The organism is Mycolicibacter virginiensis (assembly GCF_022374935.2).
GTDB classification, from domain to species: domain Bacteria; phylum Actinomycetota; class Actinomycetes; order Mycobacteriales; family Mycobacteriaceae; genus Mycobacterium; species Mycobacterium virginiense.
Genome location: NZ_CP092430.2, coordinates 4,627,436 through 4,647,638, shown reverse-complemented (window position 1 = coordinate 4,647,638; position 20,203 = coordinate 4,627,436). Strand labels below are relative to the sequence as shown.

The window sequence follows — 20,203 nt, the reverse complement described above, 5'->3', positions numbered from 1 at the left end:
CGGTGCCGCCACCGGAGCGGGGTCACTGGTGGTAGTGGCAGCCGTGGCGGTCAGCGCCGGATTTTCGTCGACGCAGATCACTGCGCTGGGCGAGGGTGCCCAAGCCACCGACAACACCGCGGCCGGGGGAACCGGCGGTGTCGGTATCGACGGCGGCCAAGGCGGCGAAGCCGGATACGTCCACGTCGGTGCGACCGGCCCGGGCGGGCCGAATAACCCCGCCAGTGCCGGTTCGTACACCAACGGCGAGCTCCAGGCCGCCAACGGCGGCACCGGCACCGGCGCCGGTAACACGGGCGGCAATGGCCAGTCGAACGAGAAGATCAACGGCGCTGGTCAGAGCAGCGACGGGTTGCAGTGGACCGGCAACAACGGTGCGAACAAACCGTAAGCCCCACACACCTAGTCACCGCGGCCCGGTCTTTCGACCGGGCCGCGGTGGCGTTCGGAGACTTTCAGCCGGCTGCGTGCCTTAATTATTGCTGAGATTTACTAGCCGCCGGACAGGGGGTGCAGGCCCGTTCGGGGGCGCCCGAGCGAGGGTCGCCGCTTGGCGTTAGGCGAAAACTGAGCAGCTGAAAGCCGGTAATTAGCGTATCAAAGTCGGATTAGCCCAAGTTGTGCCGGCGGTCCGGCCGTCACGGGCTCCGTTCATTGCGCTGAAGCCGATGATTAAAACCCGTCTTGACTATGAGAAGAATGCCATTAGCGTACGCACTAAGTTAGTGATCGTTAGTCGACGTCTAGTGGGGGAGTTCGCCATGTCCGCTCGGCCGGGCCGTTCCAAGGGGCTTGATGCCCGGCGGATCATCGGCGCTGGTGGTGCGGTGGGCGCGTTCCCGGAATGCGGAATGGCATCGCCAGCCGTCGTGCCGCCCGCACGGGCAGATGTGATCGATGATTCCGTTGTCGACCTCGACGCGTTCGGCTTTATCGGCGGCGGCACATTCGGCACCCTGGGCGGTTCCACTGCGGCGCGCTTCGGCGATGCCTGGGGGATGCTGCAGTCCGCCGTGGCTGGGCCGGACTGGTTTGCTGCCATCCACCCAGGCCTGCCGCTGATCTGCCAGGCGTTGCTGGACCCGATCAACGACTTCTCGGCACAACTGCCTGGGCGGGGCCTGATCGGCGATGGTCTCGACGGCCTGGCGGATGGCAACGGCGGCAACGGTGGCAAGGGCCGCCGCGGCGAATTGATTAAGCCGACCGGGTTGGTTGGCCAGTAGGACCTCGGGGGGTCGGAGGGAGCGGCGGTGCCGGTGGTGAGGGGTCCATCGGCACCGCCGACACCGACAGTGGGCACCGTCATGGGCCAACGGTCCCGTCGGCCCGAACTAGCGCGTGCGGAAGATCAGCGTTCGCTGCACAACGAAATTGATGACGGTCGCGGTGCCCTGGGCCGCCACGAATGCGACCGGCAACGCCCACCGTTGGTAATCCAATAGTTGTAGGCACAGGTGGTTGATCCCCACCTGGACAGCGAACGTCAGCGCGTAGAGCGCCATCACTGCGATGAACCGCCCGGCGTGGGCAGAGGATTGGAACGTCCATCGCCGGTTGATGAGATAGGCCGTGGTGGTTCCGGCGACGAAGCTGATCGCCTTGGCCATATCGACCGGGACGCCCGCCCCCAGGTACAGCAGTAGGTACAGCCCGAAATCCACTACCGCCGACAGCGCGCCGGTGACCAGAAAACGCCAGACCTGCGTCGACAGCTGCAGAGGTCGGGGTGTTGTCTCGGCCACTCGGGAATCCTAATCAGCAACTGCACCCACCAGAGGGTCGTGGCCGCAGCGGTGAAGGCCGCGAATGGAGCCGCGGAGGACACCCAACGGGCTGCGTGACCGTTCTAGTGAACCAAGGTGCATCAGCTTGACCTGCCTAAACATGGTAAAAACCTACGCGGCTCACAGTTTTATGCTCAGCGTGAGCATATTCGGATTCCCTGTGATCCGTTTCATATTTAGACACGTGTCCAACTAAACCGTTAGCTACTTCGGTAAACCAACTGTTCACGGGCATTTCAACAAGTTTCCAGGTTCTCGATCTCATCTCGGTTGCCTGTGTTGTAGACCCTCTGTTACCTTAACGGCGGCTTAGCAATTTACGACGCTGTCAGCCGCCAATAGCTAATCCTCACCTGAAGGGAAAACATGTCGAACCGATCTGCCGCCAAGAGCAGGACTCGTCGTCTCAGTCGCGCCGTCGGCGCCACCAGTGCCGCGGGCGCTTTCCTCGCGTTCGGTTTGACGCCGGTCACGGCGGCGCCCGCCAGCGCTGACTTCGAGGACTTCTTCGGCGACTTGTTCAGCTGGATCGAGCCGTCGGCGGCCGACACCTCCGGTTTTGACTGGTTGGGTTTCAGCGCTTTTGACGGTGACCTGGCCGGCTCGGCAGCTGCCAGCCCGCTCGATGGCCTCAACACGCTGGTGGCCAACACCCTCAACACGCTGATCTACCAGCCGATCTACGGCATCAACCAGTTCCTGATCAACGACCTGGGGCTGCGTATCGACGGCGTCTTCGACAACGGCGACAACGCCTACGTCGGCTTCAACGCTGACGGCGACCTGGTCTACAACGCCGCCTCCGCGGGTGGCTTCCTGTTCGGTGACGGCGGCAGCGGTGCGTTCCTCAACGCTGACGGTGAAGTGCTCGGCGCCAACGGCGTGGTCCTGCTGGACGAGAACGACAACGTTGTCACGCTCGCCGACATCGAGAACGGCACCTACTCGTTCGCTTCGAACGACTTTGACCTCAACGGCGGCAACGCGGGCCTGATCGGCAACGGTGGCGACGGCGGCAGCTTCTTCGGTCTCGGTGGCGACGGCGGTGCCGGTGGCTTCCTGATGGGTAACGGTGGCGCTGGTGGTACCGGCGGCATCGGTGACATCGGTGCGGTCGGCTTCGCCGGTGGTGTCGGTGGCGACGGTGGCTTCCTGATCGGCAACGGTGGCGCTGGTGGTACCGGTGGCGTCGGTGGTACCGGTGCCGCGGGTGGCATCGGTCAGGCCGGTGGCGTCGCGGGCAACGGTGGCGCGGGCGGCAACGGTGGTGTGGCCGGCCTGTTCGGTAACTCCGGTGCCGGTGGCACCGGTGGTGTCGGTGGTGTCGGTGGCGCCGGTGGTGCGGGTGCTGCTGGTGCGGACACCGAGGACGGCAACGGTGGCAACGCCGGTGTCGGTGGTGCCGGCGGTAACGGTGGTGTCGGCGGTAACGGTGGCGCCGGTGGCTTCTTCGGTGTCCACACCCCGGGTGCGGCGGGCAACGGCGGCGACGCCGGTGTCGGTGGTGCCGGTGGTAACGGTGGCAACGGTGTGACCGGTGCGAACGGCGACTTCGAAAACGGCAACGGCGACGGTGCCGCGGGCGGCAACGGCGGCAACGGTGCCCTCGGTGGCGCAGGCGGCGTGGGTGGCGCAGCTGGCCAGGGCTCCGTCCCGGGTGTCGCTGGTGCCAACGCCGACGGTGGCGTCGGTGGTAACGGTGGCCTCGGTGGCGACGGCGGTACCGGTGCCGATGGTCTGGCGGCCAACGGTGTGGGTGCTAACGGTATGGCCGGTGGCAACGGTGGCAACGCCGGTAACGGTGGCGCGGCGGCGGCCGGTGGTGCGGCCGGTGGCGAGGGCGCCAACAACGGTGCGGCTGGTGTCGACGGCGACGGTGGTAACGGTGGTAACGGTGGTAACGCCTCCGCTGCTACCGGTGGCCAGAACGGTGTGAACGGATCGACCGCGGCTGGCGGCGGCGTCCTGGACCCGGCAATCCCGGCCACCAGCGGTGGTAACGGTGCCGCCGGTGGTAACGGTGGCGCCGGCGGTGCCGGTGGCGGCCAGGCCGGTAACGGCGGCAACGGCGGTAACGGTGGCGTCGGTTCCGACGGCGGTAACGGCGGCCACGGCAGTGTCGGGGTCCACGAGGACACCGACTCGGTGCACGGCCTCTACAACGCCCCCGGTGACGGTGGCGCCGGTGGTGCCGGCGGTAACGCCGGTGCGGCGGGTGCGGGCGCGGCCAACGGCAACGACGGCATCATCGGCAACGGTGGTAACGGCGGCAACGGTGGCGTCGGTGGCGACGTCGCGGACGTGCGGGACTTCGCCTCGGTTGAGGGGCCGGTCGGTTCCGGCACCATGGGGCCGCAGGGCACCGCTGGTGTCGGTGGTAACGGTGGTGCCGGTGGGTCCGGCGCGACCGCCGGTAACGGCGGTAACGGCGGTAACGGTGGTAACGACCTGTACGCGGGTGGCACCCACGGCGGCAACGGCGGCCAGGGCGGCGCCGGTGGTCAGGGCCTGGCGAACACCGACGGCACCGGTGGTGTCGGTGGCGACGGCGGTGCCGGCGGTAATGGTGGTGCCGGCAGCAACATCCGTTGGGGTGACCCGGACTGGAACACCACCTCTGGTGACTCGTCCTCCGGTCCGCTCGACGGTGTCCACGGTGGCGCCGGCGGCGACGGTGGCGCCGGTGGTGCCGGTGAGGTCACCGGTGGTAACGGCGGCAATGGCGGTAACGGCGGCGACGTCCTCACCCCGGCATTCGGTGACGACGGCCTCAACGGCGGCGCGGGCAATGTCCCGGGTGCCGACAGCGAGGGTGGTGCCGCTGGTGCCGGCGGCGCTGCTGGTGCCGGTCCGGACGCCGCGAGCGACGGCACTGCCGGACAGGCCGGTCAGCCGGGCGTCGTGCAGCCTCCTGTGGTTCCGGAGGGCTAATCGCTACAGCGCAAAAGAAACACCCCGCACAATCGTGCGGGGTGTTTCTTTTGTTGCATGCCGACGGCGGCTCCGTATTCAAAAAAACTGCATCCGGGTAAGTGCCGTGTCTGCGGCAACTCTGCGCGGCGAGGTCACTGCGTCACAGGCGAACGCCTTTGTCGCAGAAGCGATTTGAGGCTTCCTGATACGGTCGGGCGTTCGATGGTCGCAACACGGCAAATCACTCCCCGCGAGCGGCAGACGATTTCGTCTCAGTGTTCAGTTTGGGTTCGAAAATTCAGTTGCCCTGCAATACAATCAGTCGCTATGTGGACTGCGTCGAACGGATATTCTCGGGCCATCGCCAGCGTTGCGACCGCTGGTGTGGTTGCGTTTACGGCCGGCGGTGTCACGCCCATCCCTGCCGCGGCGTCGCCCGTGGCTCTTCCGCCGGCCGCCGTCTTGACCCCGGTCGAGTTGACGGCGCTGTCCTCCGACTCCAGCTTGATGGACATCATCGGCACTTTGACCGGATTGAACTGGATCATTCCGATTCTGGACGATCCGGCAACCCCGTGGTTTCCGGTGGTAATCGGTCTTGAGGCGCTCGGCGAGTTGTTCTTCGTGATCCCGCTGACACTGCTGGTCGGTGCGCCACTGCTGGTGCTCACCGAGGGCTGGCAGGGTGTCGAGGACACCATCACGCTGCTGGGCACGGCCGGCGACGCCCTCAAGGACCTGTTCGACAACATGGTGGAGTGGTACGAGACCCGTAACTGGCTCACCGGCGAATTGCTCGACCCCAGCTCCAGTGAGGCCGGCCTCATCGGCCTGGCTGATGTATTCCACCCGGGCGGCCTCGATGAGGTTGTCGCCCCGGTGAGTCTCGAGGATGCGTTCACCGTGGGTGCTGTCGATGCCGGGCTGGTCCCGGACGGGTTTGACGCGGTACTCACCGACTTCGGCCTGGGCGACCTGATCGCCTGACCCGCGGGGCCGCTGGGCGCCGTTGGCTACTCGCTGCGGTCCCGGCTTCCTCTCTCCTTCGTCGAGCCTCGCTGAACCGCGGGGTTGATCAGTTGCCGGAACTGATTCGCTCCGCCGGCAGTGCGACGGCGCCACGGCCGGACCTGCGGGCTGCCGATGGCCCCCTCAGCTGAACCCACTAAGCGTCGGGTTCCGTACGCGTAGGTCGCGCCCGGCGGACACCTGAGTCGCCGATGGCTACCGCGCTGCCAGGTTCTCAGGCTCGTGGATCACCCGGTATTGCCGGTGTAGCTACCACTCGATCCTGGCGCGAGGGCGTCCGAATTGCGCGTTAGCACGTGGTCGGAAGGGTGCCGCTTACAAACAAGTGCCCTTATCGCGATGTTTCCAGCAACCCTGCCAAAACGTCAATCGCCCGCTTTCAGTGGACCAGTAGATGGGCATAACACTCCTTATAGTCGCACGAAAGTCCTCTCGATAAGACTTCTTTCTACACAAAGTGCCTGGTCACAGGGCTGCCGGCGGAGCCTGCGCAGCTTCTATTTGTCGGAATTGGTTGCCGAATTTGAAAAAGGTCTGTTACCTTAACGCCGGATAAGCAATTTACGTCCCTGTCAACAGTCAAGAGCTAATCTGCCCCGGGGAGATCTCATGTCACACCGCTCTGCTACCAAGACTGCAAATAGCCGAGTTCGTCGCGCCGTGGGCGCCACCAGCGCCGTGGGGGCGTTCCTGGCCTTCGGTATGACGCCACTAACGGCCGCGCCGGCCAGTGCCGATGGGCTCGACGGCCTGTTCGACGACCTGTTCAGCTGGGTCGAGCCGCCGGCGGCCGACACGTCGGGACTTGAATGGCTTGGTTTCGACGGGTTTGGCGGCGACTGGGCCGGCATGGCGGCGGGTACCGACCCGCTGCAGGCTCTCAACGAGCTGGTGGCCAACTCGATCAACATGATCATCTACCAGCCGCTATATGACATCGGTCAGCTCTTGATCGGCAGCGGCCTGCACCTCGACGGCATCTTCGCCAACGGCGCCAACGCCTACGTGGACTTCAACGCCGACGGCGACCTGGTTTACCACGCGGCGAGCGCCGGTGGATTCCTGTTCGGTGACGGCGGTAGCGGCGCGTTCGTCGATGCGGACGGCGATGTGCTCGCCGCGGACGGCGCCGTCTTGCTCGACGCCGATGGCAACGAGGTCACGCTGGCCGACATTGAGAACGGCACCTACGACTTCGCTGCCGGTTCGACGTTCACCCTCGACGGCGGCAACGCCGGCATGCTCGGCAACGGCGGCGACGGTGGCAGCGGCATCGGGCTCGGCCTGGTGGGCGGCAGCGGTGGCGCCGGCGGTTCCCTGATGGGTAACGGCGGCGACGGTGGCGCGGGCGCCTTCGGCGTCGACGGTATCGGCGCGGCCGGAACGGACGGCTTGGTTGGAGGTATCGGCGGCGCCGGTGGTTTCTTCTTCGGTAACGGCGGCAACGGTGGTACCGGCGGAAACGGTGGCAACGGCGCGGCTGGCACCAACGGAAACGTGGGCGCCGACGGTCTGAGCCCGGTCGGCGGAACCGGCGCCAACGGACCCGACGGCGGCAATGGCGGTGACGGCACGGACGGCTTTGCCGGTGGTAACGGTGCCGCCGGCGGTAACGGTGGGGCCGCTGGCCTGTTCGGTAACTCCGGTGCCGGCGGCAACGGCGGCATCGGCGGTAACGGCGGTGTCGGTGGTAACGGCGGGAACGGCGGTGCCGGTGGCAACGGTGATGTGAACAACGGGCCCGAGATCGTGCCCGCGGCACTCATTCCCGCCAGTGACCCGGGTGGTGCGGGCGGCGCGGGCGGTACCGGTGGTAACGCCGGCTCCGGCGGCGCCGCTGGCGCTGGTGGCGCCGGCGGCAATGGTGGCGGCGGTGGCTTCTTCGGCGTGCACCCGTCGGGTGCCGCGGGCAACGGTGGTGCCGGTGGCGTTGGCGGTGGTTCCGGCCTTGCCGGCAACGGTGGCGCCGGCGGCAACGGTGGCGCCGGAGGTGGTACCGCTCCGGAACTTGCAACGGAGGCGGTCGGCGACGAGCTCGTCGGCGGCGGTGCCGGTGGCGCCGGTGGTGCCGGCGGCAACCTCGGTGCGGTGGGCGCCGGCGGTGCGGGCGGCGCGGCCGGTATCAGCGCCGGTCCCTTCGGTGGCGCACCCGGCACCGCGGGCGCGGATGGCGCCGATGGCACGCTGCCGGACACGGTGTCGGGCAACGGCGGTGACGGCGGTGCCGGTGGCGCCGGAATCGGTGGCACGGGTGTGTCCGGCGGTGCCGGTGGCGCCGGTGGTAACGGTGGCAGCCATGGCAACGGCGGCAACGGTGGGGTCGGCGGCAACGGCGACCAGGGCGCGGCCGGTTTTGACAGTCAAGACCCGGGCACGGCCGGCGGTGACGGCGCCGTCGGCGGCAACGGTGGCGCCGGTGGTGTCGGCGGCAACGGCGGCTCGGTCTCGGGTAACGGCGGTAACGGTGGTGCCGGTGGTGTCGGCGGCACGGGCGGCAACGGCGGTCACGGCGCGGATTCGAATGACGCGACCGTGGCAGCAGGCGCCGGTGGCAACGCCGGTAACGGCGGCAACGGTGGTGTCGGCGGCAACGGTGGCTCGGCGACCAACGGCAACGGTGGTAACGGCGGCAACAGTGGCAAGGGTGGCAACGGTGGCGTCGGTGGTGAAGGCGGCACCGGCGCCAACGGTTCGAGCGTTGGCCCCTCGCCGGCTCCTACGCCCCCCAATGGCGGCGAGGCCGGCGCCGGCGGCAACGGTGGCAACGGCGGAGCCGCCGGTGCCACGGCCGGAACCGGTGGTAAGGGTGGCGGCGACGGCCACACCGACGGCACCGGAGGCAGCATCGGCCAGATCGGTAACGGCGGTGATGGTGGTACGGGCGGACTCGGCGGGAACGCGCCCACGAACATCAACACCGGAGACTTCATCGGCAACGGCCTGAGCCCGGCCCACGAGGATGCGACGGGTGTCGGTGGCTCCGGCGGCAAGGGCGGCAGCGGCGGTACCGGTTACCAGGCCGGCAACGGTGGCTCCGGCGGCTCAGGTGGCCAGGGTGTCTACGGCGGCACCGGTGGCGCCGGTGGCACCGGCGGTGCGGTGACCAGCACCGCTGATGGTGGCAACAACACCGGCGGTAACGGCGGTGCCGGTGGTGCCGGCGGCGACGGGTCCGGTCATGGCGGCTACGGCGGTGACGGCGGCGCGGGTGCCAACGCGACCGGTGACCAGACGGCCGGAAACGGCGGCAACGGCGGTAACGGCGGTAACACCACCGGCGAGGGCAACACCGGAGAGAACGGAACCCTGGCCGGCGGCCACGGTGGCAACGGCGGCGCCGGTGGCACCGCCGAGGACGGCCAGGCCGGCAATGGTGGCAGCGGTGGCAATGGCGGCACCGGCGCACCGGTCGTCGGTGCGCTACCGGACGTGGGCTTGAGCACGGGCGGCTCCGGCGGCACCGGCGGTGACGGTGGCGCCGCCAGCGGTGCCGGTCACGGCGGTAACGGTGGCGCCGGTGGTAACGGCAACACCGGCAGCTTCGATGGCGGCCACGGTGGTGCCGGTGGTAACGGCGGCACCTCCGGCACCGGCACGGCCGGTAACGGCGGCGCCGGCGGCGCGGGCGCCAACGGCGTCGGGATCGGCGACGGTGCGACCGGCGGCAACGGCGGCAGCGGCGGTGCCGGTGGGGTGGCCGACGGCCAGACCGCGGGTCAGGGTGGCGGCGGCGGTGGCGGCGGCGGTGGCGCCATCGTCGGCGAAAGCAACGGCGGCACCGTGACCGACAGCACCGCGACCGGCGGAAACGGCGGCAACGGCGCAGCGGGCAGCACCACCGGCGTCGGAGGCAACGGTGGAAACGGTGGAAGCGGAGCCGTCATCGCAGACGGTGACGGCAGCACCATCGACGGAGCCCACATCTCCGGCGGTAACGGAACCGACGGCGGTGCGGGCGGTGTCAACGGTCAAGACGGCGCGGACAACTCGCTGATCAACAATGGCGGTGGCGCAGTCAGCAACGTCACGGTGGCCAGCGGGCAGAATGTCGGCGACCACGTCGGCGGCGGCGCCACGGTGACCGTCGGCAACGGCGGCAGCATCTCCGACAGCACGGTCACCGGCGGTGACGCCAGCGCAACCGCCGACGGGGGCGCGGCCAGCCTGACCGCGACCGGCGCCGGCAGCGCTATCACCAACAGTCACGCGACCGGCGGCAATGCCGGTGTGGGCAGCGACGGCGGCGCCGCCGGTGCCGGCGGTGCGGCGAGCATCGTCGCGACCGACGGCGCGGTCATCGACCAGACCACGGTCACCGGCGGCGCCGGTGGCACGGCAGTGAACGGTGGCACCGGCGGTAGCGGCGGTGAGGCGGTCGCCTCGGCGACGGGTGCAGACAGCACTATCACCGGAACCGCCACCGGCGGCACCGGCGGCACCGGAGACAACGGCACCGGCGGTGACGGTGGTGCGGGCTACCTGGTCGTCGACAACGCCGGCGGTGGCATCGGCGGCGGTGGCAACGACGCGATCGCACAGGGCGGCAACGGCGGTACCGGTACCGACGGTGGCGTCGGGGGCAACGGCTCCTGGGGCGAGCTGGAGTCCGGTGAGCTCGGGCAGGGCAGCGCTGCGGGCGGCAGCTCCTATGGCACTTCCACCGGCGGTGACGGCGGTAACGCCACCGGCGAGGGAAGTCACGGCGGTAACGGCGGCAGTGCGGACATCCAGAGCTCGAAGGTGACCAACGGCGGCACGCTGGGTGGTCCGGGCGGAACGGCCAGCGGTACCGCGACCGGCGGCAACGGCGGGGACGCCACCACCGACGAGGCCGGCAACGGTGGGACCGGCGGTGACGGTGGCAAGGCCAGCATCGCCACCGGCGGTGACCCGGACAACGTCGCGAACGGTGTGGCCACCGGCGGCAAGGGCGGCGACGGTCTCGACGGCGGTACCGGCGGCAAGGCCGGGTCGAGCCGGCTCGACGCCTTCGGCAACGACGGTGCGGGCACTCCGTCCACGGCCACCAACGGCACGGCCACCGGAGGCAACGGCGGCAGCGGCACCGGGTCCGGCGCTACCGGGGGCAACGGCACCGACGGCAACATCGTCAACCAGGGCGGTACGCAGTCGGATGGCCAGACCGCAACCGGCAACAACGGGGCGAACAACCCGGTCACCCCGTAGCTCCAGGCAAGAAGGGCCCCGGCTCTGGTCGCCTCTGGCGGCACAGGGTCGGGGTTCTTCCGTTTACCGCGGTGCGGTCTGTTCCCCCGGCTTAGCCACACACATCGCTTCAGCACCGGCGGAGGACCATGTGGGTGTTGCTGAATCGGATATCGTCGGCGCTATCCGATTTGGCAACGTCTGCCTAGTCCTCCAACGATACGCAAGTGACCGATGTGGCCCGCTCTGGCCAATCTGAGCCAACTCAGCCGGCGCAACGAACCGGCTATACCCAGTACGCGACCCGCGCCCGGTACTGGCGCAACACCAACGCGGCCACCACCCAGCCGACCACCGTCAACACCAGCACCACCGCCCAGTGCCGCAGTTCTTGGTGCGCTCCAAGCAGTGGGGCCCGCACGATGTCCAGGTAGTGCATCAGCGGGTTGAACTCCACCACCGCCGTCCAGCGTGACGCTCCTTGAGCACGCAGGGTGTCGTAGTTCCAGATGATCGGCGTCATCAAGAACAGCAGCTGCACCACCGAGAACAGCAGCGGGGCGATGTCGCGGTAGCGGGTGGCCAGAATCCCGAAGCACAGCGACACCCAAACGCAGTTCAGTGCGATCAGGAGCAGTGCCGGGATCACCGAAAGATCCGCCCACGACCAGGGTTTCGGGAAGATCAACGCGATCGGTACATAGATGATGATGTTGTGCGCGAACAGGATCATCTGGCGCCACACCAGCCGGTAGACGTGCACGCTCAACGGCGTAGGCAGCTGCTTGATCAGCCCCTCGTTGGCGACGAACACGTCGGCGCCCTCCAGGATGGCGGCGTTCAAAAGGTTCCACACGATCAGCCCGAGCGTCACGTACGGCAGGTGTACCGCCAGGTCGAGGTGGAACAGCTTGGAGTACAGGCCACCCATCGCCACCGCGGTGGTGGCGGTGCCGATGGTGATCCAGAACGGGCCGAGCACGCTGCGCCGGTAACGCTGTTTGATGTCTTGCCAGCCCAGGTGCAGCCACAACTCGCGGCGGCCGAACCCGTCCACCAGATCGGCCCGCGCCCGCGCAAACGTCTTGGACTGCGCGGCAACGTCGTCGAAGCTCATTGCTGCTCCTCCGGTTTGGCGAACTGTTCGCGGCGTCCCTGTCGGCGCAGCCGGGCCCACTGGATCAGGCCGGCCGGGTCGCGGCGTGACACCAGGAAGAACCAGCCGAACCGCAGCCATTCCTGGACCAACAACCGGCGCATTCCCGGCTGAGCCATCAGATAGCCGCGATTGCGGTAGGTATAGAAGCGTTTGGCGGCGCTGTCTGGATACTGGGCGTGCATTCGACCACCCAGGATCGGTTTGAACTCCGCCGAACCGCACGGGTGCAGGTATGCCGCGTTCAGGCACGTTCCGAACGCCAATCCCGACCGCACCAGCCGGCGGTGTACCTCCACCTCGTCGCCGCGCATGAACAACCGCAGGTCGGGCACGCCGACCGCGTCCAGGGCATCCGCGGTGAACAGCGCCCCGTTGAACAACGACGCGATCCCCGGCAGCAGGTCGTCATCCGCTGCGCCAGTGCGTAATTCGCCGACTTGACGTCGCCACACCAGCCCGCGCCGGAGCGGGAAGGCCAGCCGGGACGGGTCGTCGATGTTGCACACCATCGGCGACACCTCGGCCAGGCGATGCTTGGCCGCGCAGGCCAGCAGCGCCGACAGTACCCCGTCGTCGGCCGGACGGCCGTCGTCGTCGGCCAGCCACACCCAGTCCGCGCCGGCGGCCAGGGCGTGCAGAATGCCCAGCGCGAAACCGCCTGCGCCACCGAGGTTTCGCCGCGAACCGAGGTACGTGCACGGCACTGATTGCCCAGCCACCAGCTCGGCCACCGCGGGGTCGTTATCGTTGTCCACAACGATAACGTGGTCAGGTGCCCGGGTCTGGCCTGTCAGCGCCGCCAGTGACTCGGCCAGCTGCTGCGGCCGCCGGTGCGTGACAACGACGGCGTAGATGGTTTCGTTCACGCCTGGTCCCTGGCCTGCGTCTCGGCAAGCACCTCGCGCACGTGCCGGGCCGCATCGGGGCCTTCGTAAGCGCCGACCACTTCCTCGATTCCCCCGGTCATTCGGATGGTGCCGTGGTCGATCCACATCGCGGTCTTGCACAGGCGGGCCAGGAATTCGTTGGAATGGCTGGCGAACACCAGGATTCCGGACCGCTCCACCAGCTTCTGCAACCGGGTCTGGGCCTTTTTCAAAAACTCGGCGTCCACGGCGCCAATGCCCTCGTCGAGCAACAGGATCTCCGGATCGATGCTGGTGACCACGCCCATCGCCAACCGCACCCGCATACCGGTGGAGTAGGTGCGCAGTGGCATTGCCAGATAGTCGCCCAGCTCGGTGAATTCGGCGATTTCGTCGACTTTGGCGGCCATCTGCTTGCGGGTCTGTCCGAGGAACAGACCGCGGATGATGATGTTCTCGTAGCCGGAGATCTCCGGGTCCATGCCCACGCCTAGATCGAACACCGGCGCCACCCGCCCAACCACCGATGCGGACCCGCGCGTGGGCTCGTAGATCCCCGAAAGCAGCCGCAGCAGAGTGGATTTACCCGCGCCGTTGTGGCCGACCAGACCCACCCGATCGCCCAGCGACAGTGACATGGTGATGTCGCGCAGCGCCTCGACCACCACCACATTGGAGTTGTTGCGTCCGATCGCCCCGCCGGCCTTGCCGAGGAACGCCTTCTTCAGCGACCGTGACTTGGCGTCGAAGATAGGGAACTCGACCCAGGCGTCATGGGTTTCGATACGAGGATCGTTGTCAGGCACGGCAATTCCGCTTGCTGACTTACAGGTACTGGCCGGAGCCGTGGCTCTGGCTGTGGCTTCCGGGCCCGCCTGCCCCGGCACCCGGGCCGGCGCCGGGGGGCAGGGCGCCGTGGCGCATCTGCTCCAGCTGCGCCCGGGCAGCCATCTGCTGGGCGAACAACGCGGTCTGGATGCCGTGGAACAGGCCCTCCAGCCAGCCGACCAGCTGGGCTTGGGCGATTCGCAGTTCGGCGTCCGATGGTGTGGCGTCCTCGCGCAGCGGCAGCGTCAGCCGGTCCAGCTCCTCGCGCAGTTCCGGAGCCAAGCCGTCCTCGAGCTCGCGAATGCTGGCGGAGTGGATCTCGCGCAGGCGAAGCCGGCTCGCATCATCCAGGGGCGCCGCGCGGACTTCTTCGAGCAGCTGCTTGATCATGGTGCCGATCCGCATGACCTTGGCGGGCTGCTCGATCAGGTCGGTCAGCGACGCCTCGTCATCATCAGCGGTGTCAGCGGAGCTGTTGAGTCCAGCCGCCAACAGTCGCGGGTCGGCGCCGCTGATGATCTCGACGCCATCTGCGCTGTCCATGTCGTCTGCGCCGCTGGTGATCACCGCGCTCTGTCTCCTTGCCATTCGTAGATGCTGGCCCCGCCATTGTCGTAGATCTTGGCCCACGACCGCGATTTCTCCAGTGACACTAGCCCGTCGGGTAGTGAGAACCCGCGGACCGTCGGGCTGCTGATCAGCACGTAACGGATATTCAGGTCGTGCACGGCGGTCGCCACCCGAGGATCGGTGTCTGCGTCGTCGGCGAAGGCCCAGAAGATGAACCGCTCCGGGCCGGGGCCTTGCTGCTGAGGGTAGTCGTAGTGCGTCCACAGCGGGTGCAGGTCGGCGACCGCGTACATCCAGGCGCTGCCGTCGACGTTGGCATTGCCGATCACGGTGTCGTGGGCCCCGGGCAGGTCGGCCAGGTAGGCGTACGCCTGCAGGTCGCGGGCATCGATCATCACCGAGTCGTACTTATCGCCGAACAAGAACGCGTGCCGCGGCAGGTAATGCCAGGCCAGCCCGACCGTCGCCGCCACCAGCAGCAACCCGGTCAGTACCGGCCGCGCCCGCGCGCCCACCGGCTTGGACATGACCCGGGCCAGCGCCGCCAGACCCACCCCGGCCATCGGGACTAACAGCAATGTCATCGCCGCCATGATTCGGCGCGGGTCGCTGTAGAACAGATCAGTGAAGGTGCCCACCACGGCGCCGACCGGGCCGCCGAGTGGAGCCGAGGACTGCACCACTCCCACCACCAGCACCGCCCACAGCGCCAACGGCCACCACACCTTGCGGGCCACCAGCAGCGCCGCCCCGATCACAGCCAGGGCCACCAGCGCATATTGGATCGGAAAGTCGTTGAGGTGGCGGGTGTGCATCAGTAGCGCGTCGCGCAAACCCGACTTGCGACCCTCGTGGGTCAGAAACGCGTGCCCGGCGATGATCTCGGCTTGTTTGCGCACGCTCAGCAGTTGCGGCAGCAGCAGCAGCCCGGTCGGGATCAGGACCCCGGCCAGGGCGAGGGTGTCCCGCCGCTTTCCGCGCAGCGGGTTCCACAGCGCGCCGTCGGAGGGACACAGCCACCAGGCCGCCAGCAGCAGGACCGTGACCACGCCTCCGGTCAGGTGGACCGAGAACACCCCCAGCAGCGCCAGCACCGCCACGCCGATCCGGTCCCGCAGGGTGCGCACGGCGGTGATCAGCGCGAACGCCGGCGCCACCAGCCCATAAGCCACCAGATTGGGCATGGCGGCGGTGCCGAACTCGACGTAGGGCAGCGCGGTGAAGGACGCCGAGAGCGCGGCCGCGCCGCCCGCTGACACCGCCGTCACGGCGGTGCTCGTCACCCGCTGCAGCAGATTCCAGGTGAGCAGCGCTGCGCTGACCGGAAACAGCCACACCGAGGCGGCCAGGCCGGCCAGGGTGTAGCCGGTGGTGGGTGCGGCGCCGGTCAGTTGGCACAGCACCGCGGTCAGTGCGTGAAACGCCGACGGGTAATACAACGCGGCGTGGGTTTCGACATTGCGCAGCTCGCCCATATGAGTCGGTGAGGCCTGGCCGGTGTCGAGGATGAATCGGACGGTGTTGGCGTGCCACACCGCGTCCCAGGTGCTGGGAATGCTCTGCCAGTCCGGGATTCCCCGCACCGCGGCCCAGCCGATCAGCAATAGGCCCAGCAGCGTTCCGGCGGCCACCGTGAGTATCGGCCACAGTGCCGGCGAGGGGGCCGCCACGTGGATGCCGGGACGGCGCGTCAGCAAAGACCGCATTCCCCTCGCCAAGCCGTACACCGCCGCGCCGGCCACCACCAGTGCGGCCGCTGCCGTGGTTGCGTTCCAAGGGATTCCGATGGCGCCGAAAGGGACGATGGCCAGGCCTACGACTCCGTAGGTAAGCGCCGGTCCGACCGCCACGGCTAACGGCCAGTTCAGGCCGGCGCCGGCCGCTACGAGCGCGCCGGGAAGTACCAGCAGCAAAAGCGCGGTGACCAGTCCGAAGCCCAGAAGCACTGCACTAGTATGTCTGCCAAGGTGACCTGGCTCCGTATTGCGGGGGAGCTATCTCGTTATCCGAGACGTTCACCGATCGATCTTGAGAAGTTTTAAGGTGGCTGGCATGGCCTATGACGTCGCTCGCGTGCGTGGATTGCACCCGACGCTCGGTGACGGATGGGTTCATTTCGATTCGCCGTCGGGCATGTTGATTCCGGACTCGGTGGCCACCACCGTGTCGACCGCATTCCGGGGATCGTTGGCGAAGGCGGTCGGTCCGCACCCGGCGGCCCGCCGCAGTGCCGCGGTGTTGGTCGCGGCCCGCCAGGCGGTGGCGGATCTGGTGGGCGCCGATCCCGCCGCGGTGGTGCTGGGTCCGGATCGCGCCGTGTTGTTGAGCGCTTTGGCCGATGCCGCGTCGTCGCGGGTGAGCCTTGGCTACGAGACAGTGGTCACCCGTCTCGACGATGAGGCCAACATCGCCCCCTGGGTGCGGGCCGCCAACCGCTATGGCGCCAAGCTCAAATGGGCTGAGGTCGACATCGAGACCGGGGAGCTGCCCAGCTGGCAGTGGGAGAACCTGATCACCCCGTCCACCCGGCTGGTGGCACTCACCTCGGGGTCGGGGGTGCTGGGCACCGTCACTGACCTTCGGCCGGTCACCAAGCTGGTCCACGACGTGGGCGGCGTCGCCGTAGTCGACCACTCGGCCGCGGCGCCGTACCGGCTACTCGACATCAACGAGGTCGAGGCGGACGTGGTGGCCGTCAACGCGGCCTCCTGGGGTGGGCCGCCGGTGGGCGCGCTGGTCTTTCGTGACCCGGCGCTGATCGACACGTTCGGGTCGGTATCGCTGGACCCGCACGCCGTGGGCCCGGCCCGATTGGAAGTCGGCCTGCACCAGTTCGGTCTGCTCGCTGGGCTGGTGGCCAGTGTCGAGTATCTGGCTTCTCTGGACGAGTCGGCACGGGGTAGCCGCCGCGAGCGGCTGGCGGTATCGATGCAGTCCGTCGCGGCGTATCTGAATCGGCTCTTCGAGTACCTACTTAGTTCTTTGCGGTCACTGCCGCTGGTGATGCTGATCGGCCAGCCCGAGGCGCGCATCCCGGTGGTCAGCTTCGCAGTACAGAAGGTGCCGGCCGAGCGAGTGGTGCAGCGGTTGGCCGACAACGGTGTGCTGGCGATCGCCAATGCCGGATCCCGGGTGCTGGATGCGATCGGGGTCAACGACATCGGGGGAGCGGTCACCATCGGGTTGGGCCACTACTCGACGATGGCCGAAGTCGACCAGCTGGTTCGGGCGCTGGCGTCGCTGGGCTGACGGCCTGCGGTCACCAGAATCTCATTTGCCCCACCCGCAACCGGGCGGCTGGGATGTGGCGTTTGCCCGGCTTGGAGCGACAACCTGCATTATGTCAGGTCAATCGGCTTCGGGCGGCTGCATAGTCGCCGCTGTAACCATCAGAGTCGCTCTTAGGCGGGCAAATCTCCATATGGTCCTGGCCTGGTACCGGACGGGCAGGTGGTGTCAGATAGTCAAGAGAGGCCCGATGGGCAGACGGTGCACCGGCCGGCGGTGGTCCGGCGGCCGGGCCCATGCGGCATCCGCTGCGCCCGGCTCCGCCGCGCTTGCGATCCCGCTACGCTGTGGCCGTTACCGACGTACTTTGAAGGCAGATCAGACGATGGCAGAACTGACAAGTTCCTTGGCCCCTTTGGCTCTGGACACCTTGGTGGACCTGATGCAGCAGCAGGCTGCGCGTTTTCAGGACACGCCCGCTTTCATCTTCTGCCCCGAAGGCGACATTGAAGAGGACCGGGTCACCTACCGCGACCTGGACCGGCGTGCCCGCTCGATCGCGGCGAACTTGCAGCTTCACGGTGCCGCCGGTCAGCGTGTGCTGGTGCTCTGCCGTCCCGGTGTGGACAGCATCGCCGGGCTGTTCGGCTGTTTCTACGCCGGCGCTGTCGCGATACCGGTCGACGAGCACTGGCCTATCCGGCGGATCGAGACCGTCGTGCCCGAAGCGGATGCGGGCTTCGCGCTGGCGACGGCCAAGACCCAGGCCAAGATGAAGTCTGCGGTGGACGGCCTCAGTTCCGGGCCGAAGCTGACGTGGCTGGCCATGGATGAGGTCTCCGGCGACGGCGCGGACTGGGAGCCGCAGAGCGTCCGTGGCGACAGCCTCGCCATGATTCAGTACACCTCGGGCTCCACCGGGGTGCCGAAGGGTTGCGTGCTGACTCACCGCAACTACCTCAGCAACCTGGAGATTATGAGGTGGGCGCTGAATCCGCCGGATGATGCGCCAGTGATGAACAGCCCGATCAGCGGGGTGTCTTGGTTGCCGCAGTATCACGACATGGGTTTCGTGGGGGGCATCCTCGGCACCATTTATGGCGGCCGCACCACCGTGCTGATGTCGCCGAGCGCCTTCCTGATGCGCCCGCTCCGGTGGATGCAGGCGATCTCGCGCTACCAGGCGACCATCACCGCCGCACCCAACTTCGCCTACGAGGCCTGTGTCAAACGCAGCACAGCAGAGCAGCGCGCCGCCCTGGACCTGTCGAGCTTGTCGATCGCCGTGGTCGGCGCCGGGCCGATCAGTTCTGAGACTCTGCAGTCTTTTGCCGACGCATTCGCGCCCGCCGGCTTCCGGCCGGAGGCCTTCATTCCGGCCTATGGGCTGGCCGAGGCGACCCTGGGCGTGACGGGTATGTCCGAGTCGGCGTTGCCGGTGGTCCGCCACTTCGACCGGACCGCGCTCACCGAGGATCGAGTCGTCGAGGTAGCAGCCGACGTTGCCAAGCCGGAGACTGCACTGCCGCTGGTGGGCTGCGGTAAGAAGTCGGAGCTCCTGGACGTCCGAATCGTCGATGCCGAGACGCGGGTACTTCGCGCCCCTGAGGAAGTGGGCGAGATATGGGTGTCCGGACCGAGTGTGGGCGTGGGCTACTGGGGTCGCCCCGAAGAGACCGAGCACGCCTTCGGGGCGCATCTGGCTGACACCGGCGAGGGCCCCTACCTGCGCAGTGGCGACCTGGGGTTCTTCTCCGGCGGCGAACTGTACGTCACCGGCCGGTGTAAAGACCTGATGACGATCGGTGGCTATAGCCACTACCCCAACGACATCGAGCTGACGGTGCAGGCATGCCATCCGGCATTGATGCCCAGCCGTGGCGCGGTGTTCCAGTTGCCGACCGAGCGTTACGCCCCCGAATACCTGGTGGTGGTGCAGGAGGTGCACCACCATGAGGCGGTCGGGGTCGATCCGAAAGATCTGATCGACGCCATCCGGGCGGCCATCCGCACTCACCACGGAATCGACGCACAGGCCGTCGTGCTGCTCAAACCGATGCGGATACCGACTACCACCAGCGGCAAGATTCAGCGCGGCGCGTGCCGCGACCAGTACGTCGCGGGTGAGCTGACAGTGTTGGCGGAGTGGGCGGAGCCGCGGCCGGCAAAAGCGGGACCGGGACTCAAGGGTGCGCTGTTGGCCGGACTGGGGCGGGCGGTCGCGGCCGGATTGGCGCAGCAGCGGCGGGAAGGCTCGCCGGGCCAGGCCTGACCTCAAGATCCCGCTGGGACCGCTGCTGGTGCTTGGCTGGCTTGAAGGCGAAGCCCAGCAGGCCCACGTTCAACTTCCGGCGCCGGCTGCTTGTTCGGGACCGTGTGGCGACTTTCTTGCAGATGCTCTGGCTCTGTCGGCGGCGCCGCCCCGCCCAGAACGTCCCTACCTAAGCGTCGCCACACCCCGCAGAATAATCATTAACAAAACCCAAGAGTTCTGCTTGGGGTCATGGTGCACACCACGGTGACATGGGGATACGTCCTTCCTGCCTGATGGACATCTATCGCCTCACGTGCAATCAGCCAGGGTTTTTACGACTGTTTTCCTTATAAAAATTACGGTTCGACAAAGCGGAAAACTCATGTAAGTTTAAGCAACGTCC

Annotated in this window: 13 protein-coding genes; 7 read left to right on the top strand and 6 right to left on the bottom strand. The window is 67.8% G+C overall.

The window, feature by feature from the left end; translation table 11 throughout:
* Positions 1-28: 28 nt before the first annotated feature.
* A complete protein-coding gene (locus tag MJO54_RS22385; RefSeq protein ID WP_131812815.1) occupies positions 29-391 on the top strand; it encodes a hypothetical protein in 363 nt (120 codons plus the stop codon).
* 370 nt (positions 392-761) lie between these two features.
* Positions 762-1,226 (top strand): hypothetical protein, encoded by a 465-nt coding sequence (locus MJO54_RS22380; RefSeq protein WP_192830657.1) that lies wholly within the window; start codon positions 762-764, stop codon positions 1,224-1,226.
* A gap of 108 nt (positions 1,227-1,334) precedes the next feature.
* Here the strand turns inward: MJO54_RS22380 and MJO54_RS22375 are convergent, their stop codons facing one another.
* Complete coding sequence (locus MJO54_RS22375; protein ID WP_046286687.1) at positions 1,335-1,745, bottom strand: GtrA family protein; 411 nt, start codon at positions 1,743-1,745, stop codon at positions 1,335-1,337.
* A gap of 408 nt (positions 1,746-2,153) precedes the next feature.
* Between MJO54_RS22375 and MJO54_RS23705 the strand changes: the two genes are divergently transcribed.
* The 3 genes from MJO54_RS23705 to MJO54_RS23700 all read left to right on the top strand — a co-directional run bounded on the left by MJO54_RS23705 (position 2,154) and on the right by MJO54_RS23700 (position 10,916).
* A complete protein-coding gene (locus MJO54_RS23705; RefSeq protein WP_275564478.1) occupies positions 2,154-4,718 on the top strand; it encodes a hypothetical protein in 2,565 nt (854 codons plus the stop codon).
* 309 nt (positions 4,719-5,027) lie between these two features.
* Positions 5,028-5,687 carry a hypothetical protein gene (locus tag MJO54_RS22365; protein WP_046287013.1) on the top strand — a complete coding sequence of 220 codons (660 nt, stop codon included), beginning with the start codon at positions 5,028-5,030 and terminating at the stop codon, positions 5,685-5,687.
* A 702-nt stretch (positions 5,688-6,389) separates the two neighbouring features.
* The gene (locus MJO54_RS23700; protein ID WP_275564477.1) at positions 6,390-10,916 is read left to right on the top strand and encodes a PE family protein; all 4,527 of its coding nucleotides are present in this window, start codon (positions 6,390-6,392) and stop codon (positions 10,914-10,916) included.
* Positions 10,917-11,181: 265 nt separating this feature from the next.
* Here MJO54_RS23700 and wzm read toward each other — a convergent pair whose 3' ends face one another.
* The 5 genes from wzm to MJO54_RS22335 are packed head-to-tail and all read right to left on the bottom strand — an operon-like array spanning position 11,182 to position 16,264.
* Complete coding sequence (gene wzm, locus MJO54_RS22355) at positions 11,182-12,012, bottom strand: galactan export ABC transporter permease subunit Wzm/RfbD (RefSeq protein ID WP_046285846.1); 831 nt, start codon at positions 12,010-12,012, stop codon at positions 11,182-11,184.
* Positions 12,009-12,920 (bottom strand): galactofuranosyltransferase GlfT1, encoded by a 912-nt coding sequence (gene glfT1 / locus MJO54_RS22350; protein WP_240175440.1) that lies wholly within the window; start codon positions 12,918-12,920, stop codon positions 12,009-12,011. The genes wzm and glfT1 overlap by 4 nt, the downstream gene beginning before the upstream one ends.
* The gene (wzt, locus tag MJO54_RS22345) at positions 12,917-13,726 is read right to left on the bottom strand and encodes a galactan export ABC transporter ATP-binding subunit Wzt/RfbE (RefSeq protein ID WP_105294918.1); all 810 of its coding nucleotides are present in this window, start codon (positions 13,724-13,726) and stop codon (positions 12,917-12,919) included. The genes glfT1 and wzt overlap by 4 nt, the downstream gene beginning before the upstream one ends.
* A gap of 19 nt (positions 13,727-13,745) precedes the next feature.
* Positions 13,746-14,336 carry a bacterial proteasome activator family protein gene (locus tag MJO54_RS22340; RefSeq protein ID WP_240175439.1) on the bottom strand — a complete coding sequence of 197 codons (591 nt, stop codon included), beginning with the start codon at positions 14,334-14,336 and terminating at the stop codon, positions 13,746-13,748.
* A complete protein-coding gene (locus tag MJO54_RS22335) occupies positions 14,312-16,264 on the bottom strand; it encodes a DUF6541 family protein (RefSeq protein WP_240175438.1) in 1,953 nt (650 codons plus the stop codon). The genes MJO54_RS22340 and MJO54_RS22335 overlap by 25 nt, the downstream gene beginning before the upstream one ends.
* Before the next feature lie 106 nt (positions 16,265-16,370).
* Between MJO54_RS22335 and MJO54_RS22330 the strand changes: the two genes are divergently transcribed.
* Positions 16,371-17,567 (top strand): cysteine desulfurase-like protein, encoded by a 1,197-nt coding sequence (locus MJO54_RS22330; protein WP_240175437.1) that lies wholly within the window; start codon positions 16,371-16,373, stop codon positions 17,565-17,567.
* A gap of 364 nt (positions 17,568-17,931) precedes the next feature.
* Positions 17,932-19,818, top strand: a complete 1,887-nt coding sequence (locus MJO54_RS22325; protein WP_240175436.1) for a fatty acyl-AMP ligase — start codon at positions 17,932-17,934, stop codon at positions 19,816-19,818.
* Positions 19,819-20,203: the final 385 nt, after the last annotated feature.